The organism is Lentzea tibetensis (assembly GCF_007845675.1).
In the GTDB taxonomy this organism is placed as follows: domain Bacteria; phylum Actinomycetota; class Actinomycetes; order Mycobacteriales; family Pseudonocardiaceae; genus Lentzea; species Lentzea tibetensis.
Genome location: NZ_VOBR01000073.1, coordinates 1 through 6,372 on the forward strand (window position 1 = coordinate 1; position 6,372 = coordinate 6,372).

The 6,372-nt window shown below is 63.2% G+C and carries 2 protein-coding genes; both read left to right on the forward strand.

Annotated elements, in window-relative coordinates; genetic code table 11:
- Positions 1-921 precede the first annotated feature (921 nt).
- Positions 922-4,878 (forward strand): magnesium transporter, encoded by a 3,957-nt coding sequence (locus tag FKR81_RS42855; RefSeq protein ID WP_186763520.1) that lies wholly within the window; start codon positions 922-924, stop codon positions 4,876-4,878.
- A gap of 107 nt (positions 4,879-4,985) precedes the next feature.
- Entirely contained in the window at positions 4,986-5,861 is an 876-nt protein-coding gene (locus FKR81_RS42860; protein ID WP_146361310.1) for a hypothetical protein, read from the forward strand.
- Positions 5,862-6,372: the final 511 nt, after the last annotated feature.

Below are 6,372 nucleotides of genomic sequence, written 5' to 3' on the forward strand. Positions count from 1 at the left end.
AGGTCAGGCCGTTCGTCATCCCGCCCCGGCACGGTGTAGGCACACGCCCTACCGGTGAGTAGCTCCGTTTCAGCACGCCACACGGCGTTTTCGGGTGCCCGTGCTCCTACATGCTGCGGAAGCCGGGAACTCCTCGCGGAACCGGGTCAACTCCCCGAGTACCGCCTTCTGATCGGGATCGTGCACACTGATCACCGCAGCCCTTGTGTCGATCGTTCTTCTGTCGCAAGACGAATGATCAACCAAGGGCTGCGCTCATGATCAACCAGGGTGCAGGTCACCACTGCCGAGGTTAAAGATCAAGCTAAGCCGTCTGACGTGTCGACCCCATGGTGAATCCGCGGTCTCCCAGGAGCGCACCTGCTTTCCGCAGAGCGGGTTCCTACTCGAGGGCCGTACCGCCCAGCCGCGCAGCCACTCCGCCGCCAGCGTGGGCTGATCCGATCCCAGCTGGCACCGGCTGGTTCTGTCAGTGCTTCCGTACCGCAGGTCTCGGACGCCGCGGCGTCCGGCTCGAGCACCTCGGTTCGGGCCGTGCTCGACGTGGTGGTGCTGTCAGCCGCCGGTTTCATCTGGTGTGTCGACCCGTCCGGACCTGTTCGCGTTGGGCCGCTGGACGCTGTTTCCACACGTTCGCGGCATCACACGACAGCGCACACGGACCACCGAGGAGTTCACGTCTTCGAACCCGCCACAAGTTGCTGGCCGTGTAGTGAACATCGGCTTCCAAGTCTCGTGAGAGGCGATTTTGTGACTGATCCCATCGAATCCACTTCGTCGCAACCCGTCCCCGTCCCACCCGTGGTGATCGGGAACTATGTGCTTGAAACCGCGGTGGACGGGGCGCCCCCGTTCCGGGGCCACGTGTCCGCGGCCGCGCGTTCGTCTTCCGAGTTTCCCATTTTCCGGCCGGACCAGCACGTGGAGTACCCGGATCGTCCGCCGCTGCGGGTGTCCTCCGACCGGACGATCGCCATGAACGCCAGTGAGGATCTGGAGGTTCAGGAGGTCTATGCGACCGCGAAGGCGGTCAACACCTCCAACGCCCAGCTGGCCCTGGCCGACAGCGGCGTGCGGTTGCACATGAGCACAGACCACCGCGTCACCCTGGACCACGACGGTCAACAACGGGTCCTCTATCGCGTCAAGCCCGAGTTTCGCAACGAGCACCCGCCCGACGTGTGCCGTGACTTCGCGGCGGTGGTGCTCGGCGGGCAGCCGGAGCATGTGGTGTTCCGTTCCGGGGACACGACGATCGAGGTCGGCACCTCGCCGGACAATTCCTTTGAGCTGACCGGTACGCACAAGCTCGCCGAGGCGTTGGCGAACATCGCGGGCGCTGGTGAGACCACCGACGTCAACCCGGCGTGGGCGGCCAAGCAGATCGCGTCGGACACCAGGAATACAGCGACTATCGGTAAGGCGCCGCGGGTCGGCAAACGGTACGGCAGCGCGCTGTCCCCGCGGCCGGAGAACGCCCAGCGCCGCACCGCGATGGACGCCGCGGTCAAGCAGATCGGTGCCAACCAGTACGCGTGGCCGAAGGTCAGCGAGGGCTACGTGATCAACGCGATCTCCACACCGGGTGAGGACGGTCGGCCGTTGTTCGACGTCAACCACGCGCGCGAAGGCGACGTGAGCCCGGCCGACTACCACTTCGGTTACCACTTCGGGGCCGTCGTGCTCTCCAGTGAGGACGGGAACGACCAGGTCACGCTGGAGAACTTCAACCGGCCGCCGGGGCACAAGGCCACCATCAACGCGGCGATCGACAAGAATCTCGACGTGTACCGGGGCCAGTTCGAGACCATCTTGAACGACCTGAAGAACCAGCCGGACACCGCCGACGAATCCCAGCGGCGGCAGATCAAGGCGAAGATCGAACTCGCAACCGCGTTGCGCGACCTCGAGCGGTACACCGCGGAAGGTGACCAGCGCCAGGCCAGGTCAGCCAGGACGTCGGCCGGCCGTCACCTGAACTCGTTGGGAGGGCTGGCGCAACCGCAAGACTTGTGGCACTTCCGGATGTACAGCAACCAGCCGGGGCAAACGTTCCACGAACAGCGGGCCCTCCTATACAGCGATAGGCCGTCGAGACTGGTGAACCCCCTCACCGCGGTGGTCGTCGGCGGCCACGGTCCTCGAGTGCCGAGGGCGGTTGCCTTTCAGAAGCGCAGCACCGTGCTCACCCCGCAGGGCAGGTCAACTGTGCGGAAAGCAGCGGCCGAGCAGGCTAGGGATGCGGTGTGGCGCCGCAACAACCGCCTGGACCTGGCGACAGTGGAGTTCATCGGTCACGGCAACGGTACGTGGCCGCGACGCGATGCGACCGCGAAGCTGACGGCCAAGCTGCGGGCCGAGGTCGTGGCGAAACAGTACAAAGAAGACCTCCAGGCGGCGTTGGCCAGGCTCCAGGAAGGTCGACAGAACCCGATCACGATCGACGACATCCAGTTCACCGAGACGCCCGCAGGCCGAACGCACGGCGAGGACGCCTCCCCTGGGGTGAAGGCCGAGGTTCAGCGCAGACGAACTCAGATTGATGGGCACACGAGCCCGACCTTCCCACCGCCTCCAGTAACTGCCCAGACGGCCGAGCAGGTGGACGCAGAGGACGGCGTGGTGATCGCACAGGCCGGTCAGCAGCTCGTGTCCGTCGACAACCTCGTTCACGGGGATGAAGTCGAAGAGCACGTCATCGCCATGACGACCAGCGACAACAACGACATGTCGCGGCGTGGCGTGGCGCAGTGGAACGTCAACAGCAGTATCGGTGGGCCGCGGCCGAACAGCACGCCGTCGCAGCAGGGCGCGCTGCGGTCAGACCTGGACGAGATGATCGCGGAGATCTCGAACATCCAGATGCTCACCGGCCAGATCCCGGCAGTGCAGGGACCGGCCGCGGAGCGGGCGAAGGCCGAGTTGGACGCCCTTCCGGACGAGGTCAGGGGATGGTGGATGGCGGAACTCAACACCCGCTTGGGCCAGCTCGTGGCGGACGCCAAGCCGAAGCTGCTGGCGGACAGCCTAGGGCTGATGAATGAGGCGGTCGAGCTGTCCTGGTCCGGCGGGGACAGCACCGCGCTGCAGGGTGAACTGTTGGCGCGGACGGACACCGCCCTCGGGCTGGAACGTCAATACCCGGATGTGCGGGAGTTTCCGTTCCAGGCCGAGTTCGAGCGATTGGACGCGCTCGAAGAGGGTGCGGCTGAATACCAGGTTCTGCGAAACGAACTGCAGGAGAGTCTCAACGAGCTCAACAAGAAGAATGTCGATCCTGTGGTCGCCATCGTGAACGAACTGAACGCTGACCAGTTGGAGAAGTTCCGGGCGGTCAACAACCACGACCGTCTCCAGAACAAACTGCAGAGCGCGACGACGGAGGACGAGCGGGAGTACTTGCTGGCGGCCCTGGAACACACCGTCGAGCTGACCGACCAGCTGGCGCACGTGGATCTCAGCGACGAGCACAGCAGGCTGCTGCGGGACCTGGGGCCCGACAAGGTCGCCGAAATCCTCGACAACGTCGCAGGCGACCGCCTCAGCGAGAGTCCGTCGACCCCCCTCGCAGCGCGGCTGAACTTGGCCACCGCCAAGCAGAATGACCTGCTTACCGTCAAAGAGGTCGACCTGTCCTTGTTGCGGTCCGCGACCAGCCAGAGTCCGGAGTGGAGCCGGCTGAAGCAGGACATCGTCAGCGGCTCAGCGATCGAACGGGCACAGGTACTGGAGAACCTGCCACCGCAGGCGCGCCGCATGCTGGCCACCGACCCGCAGCTGGTAGATGACCTGAAGGCCAGCCTCTCAGCGCCCGAGTTCGCCCAGACCGCGGCACAGCTGATGGTGCACGTACCACGCGAGGTGAACGAGCCGGCGTCCGCGCGCCGAGCCGCGCAGCAGCAGGCGGCTCGAATGCTGAACGACCCGGACACCACGGCGAACCTGCTCAAGTCCGGCGCCCGCGTCGTGGTCGTGCCCAGCAACGTGCCGATGACATCGCTGGCGGAGTTCAGCCACCTGCAAGGCCTGAAGACCAACGACGGCCGCTACTGGGACGCGGTGCGCGGCTCCGGCGGCCTGCTGGCGGCGATGACTGAGGAGAACCTCCTCGGCAAGACCACGTCTGTAGGCGGCGCGAAGTCGAACTACCCGGACGGCTACTCGACAGCGACCCACGAGTTCGGGCACACCATCTACGAGCATGGCCTCAGCGAGGCCGACCGGCGCACGGTCATCGAGTCCTATCAAAATCGCTTGAACACCTCGAACGCCTCGTGGCCCGATGGCCCGATGGTCTCGGCCAAGGACGGGAAGCCGACGATGAGCTACGGCTCGACCAGCGCTCATGAGTACTTCGCGCAGATCACCAACGCCTACCTCGGCACCAACGGCGGCATGGACCCGTTCACCGGGCAGAACCGCAACAACAGCGCGGAATGGGTCCGTCAGAACGCGCCGGAGCTGGTACCGGTCCTGACCAAGGTGTACGGCCACACCCCGAACACCCTCCAGGCCAACTCGGTCAACCAGGCCAAAGCCGAGAAGCAATTGTACGCCGACCTGCGGATGTTCCTGGTCCAGTCCGGCCTGCGCACGCCGACCGGCTCCACGAACAACTCGGAGACCAACTCCGAGCAGCACTCCCTACAGTCGCACCCCAACTCGCCGCAGATCCACCCGCTCGCCATGTCAACCTTCCTTGCAACCGGCTTCCCTCCGTCAGCCTCAACCGAGGCCACAAACGCTGGTGTCGCCGCAGTCGCGCGAACGAAGTCGGAGGGCTTCAACAGCCACTCGCTCAACGGACCTCCCAACAACCTGGCCGTCAAGGTGCCTGTGCAGAACCAGAACACGCCCTCAACCAGGGCACACAGGTAGCCGCGACACCGGGCGCCATCCCGGCGGTCCCGGTAGACGCACGAACCGTGTTACCTACATATTGAAGAGATCACTCTTCCGGACTCGGAGTACAGTGGAAAACAACCATGCAGGAATCAGAGAAGTTTCAAATCGCCAAGATCGTACTCGACGAAATTGGCCAGGAATACGATTTCGCCCTCGCTGGAAGCTTGGCAATGAAGAAACATGCACTGACCGATCGCCCTGTCGACGACATCGACATCTTCACCATGTCCGAAAGTGACAGCCCTACCGCTCGAACCAAGGCCATTGCCGCACTGAATAGACACAACTATGAAGTTATCCCCCAGAATGTCAATCCCGACGACCAAAGCGCCGACCTGACCGTCTACCACGTTGACCGCCCCAATGACCGAGTCGATTTACAGATGACCCCCATAGACATGCTATACAATCCGGTGAATATCGACGGACTGCGGGTCATGGCCGCCGAAGACCTCATATGGTGCAAAGCCCAGTCGATAGAGCAACGAAACTTCGGGGCCAAAGAAGCCATCGACCTGGAGGGAATGCACTCCGCTCGCGGACGGCAGGATGTCGACTCCATCATCGCCAAGTCCAAACAGGTTGACATGGCGTATTTACGCTTCGTGATAGGTAGAGTCAAAGACATTCCAGATACCGAATTTGCTCGATACAACGTGGACACCATGCGGGCGAGTCTTATCCGCGGCAACCTCCTCACCCCGGCAAGCGCGATAGCCCAGGAAATGCCTGCACAACCACAGGAGGCCAACACCATCACCGGCAAGGGCTTCTCGATTGCGAACTGCTGCCCGTGCTTAAAAACGATTTCTCAGGCGGCGGCTCTGCGTACCCCTGGAGCCGAAGAGAGCATAAGCATTTCGGCAATGAATAGGCCGGCAAACTCAACTCTAAGATCGGCGGCACCAGCTGCGCAATCGTCCACTTCAAGCACGTCACGGAACATCGCCATGTAGCGCGACGCGTCCGCTCCACATCCGGGCAGGCGGCTCATCCGTGGAACCTGTCACGGCCGGAATACAGCCTGGGATGTGGACACGACGAGCGGACAAGGAAATAGCACGATGACGTCGGACGTATTTACCGCCGGCACACCGGCCGGCGGTAAATACGTCCCTTGCTGTTCACGGTCCGGGCGATGTTTCCGCGAGGGATAGATGACGGTGTCGGTCGTTCATCTCCGTGCTCAGGTCTGAGCTCACGGTTCGAATGTTCGACGGGAACGCAGTGGGGTGATCGTGATGGTGGGCTGGGAGGCCTGTTGTCGGAGGGCTTGGTTTTCCAGAGCGAGCTCGTTGAGGGCGGTTGCGTAGCAGGTGAGTATCTGTTCGAGATTGTCACACTGAGGTTTTGTCGGTAGCGTCTTGGGTGTTCGAGCTGTGTGAGAACCAGTGCGGCTTTGGTGATGTCTCCGATCCGTCAGGGGCATTGGGTGATCCGGTTCTGGGTTTTCCGTCGGGTGAGGAG

Bases quoted from the DNA above. Each gene is read 5' to 3' on its own strand.
- FKR81_RS42860 (WP_146361310.1), top strand. From the start codon at position 4,986: ATGCAGGAATCAGAGAAGTTTCAAATCGCCAAGATCGTACTCGACGAA.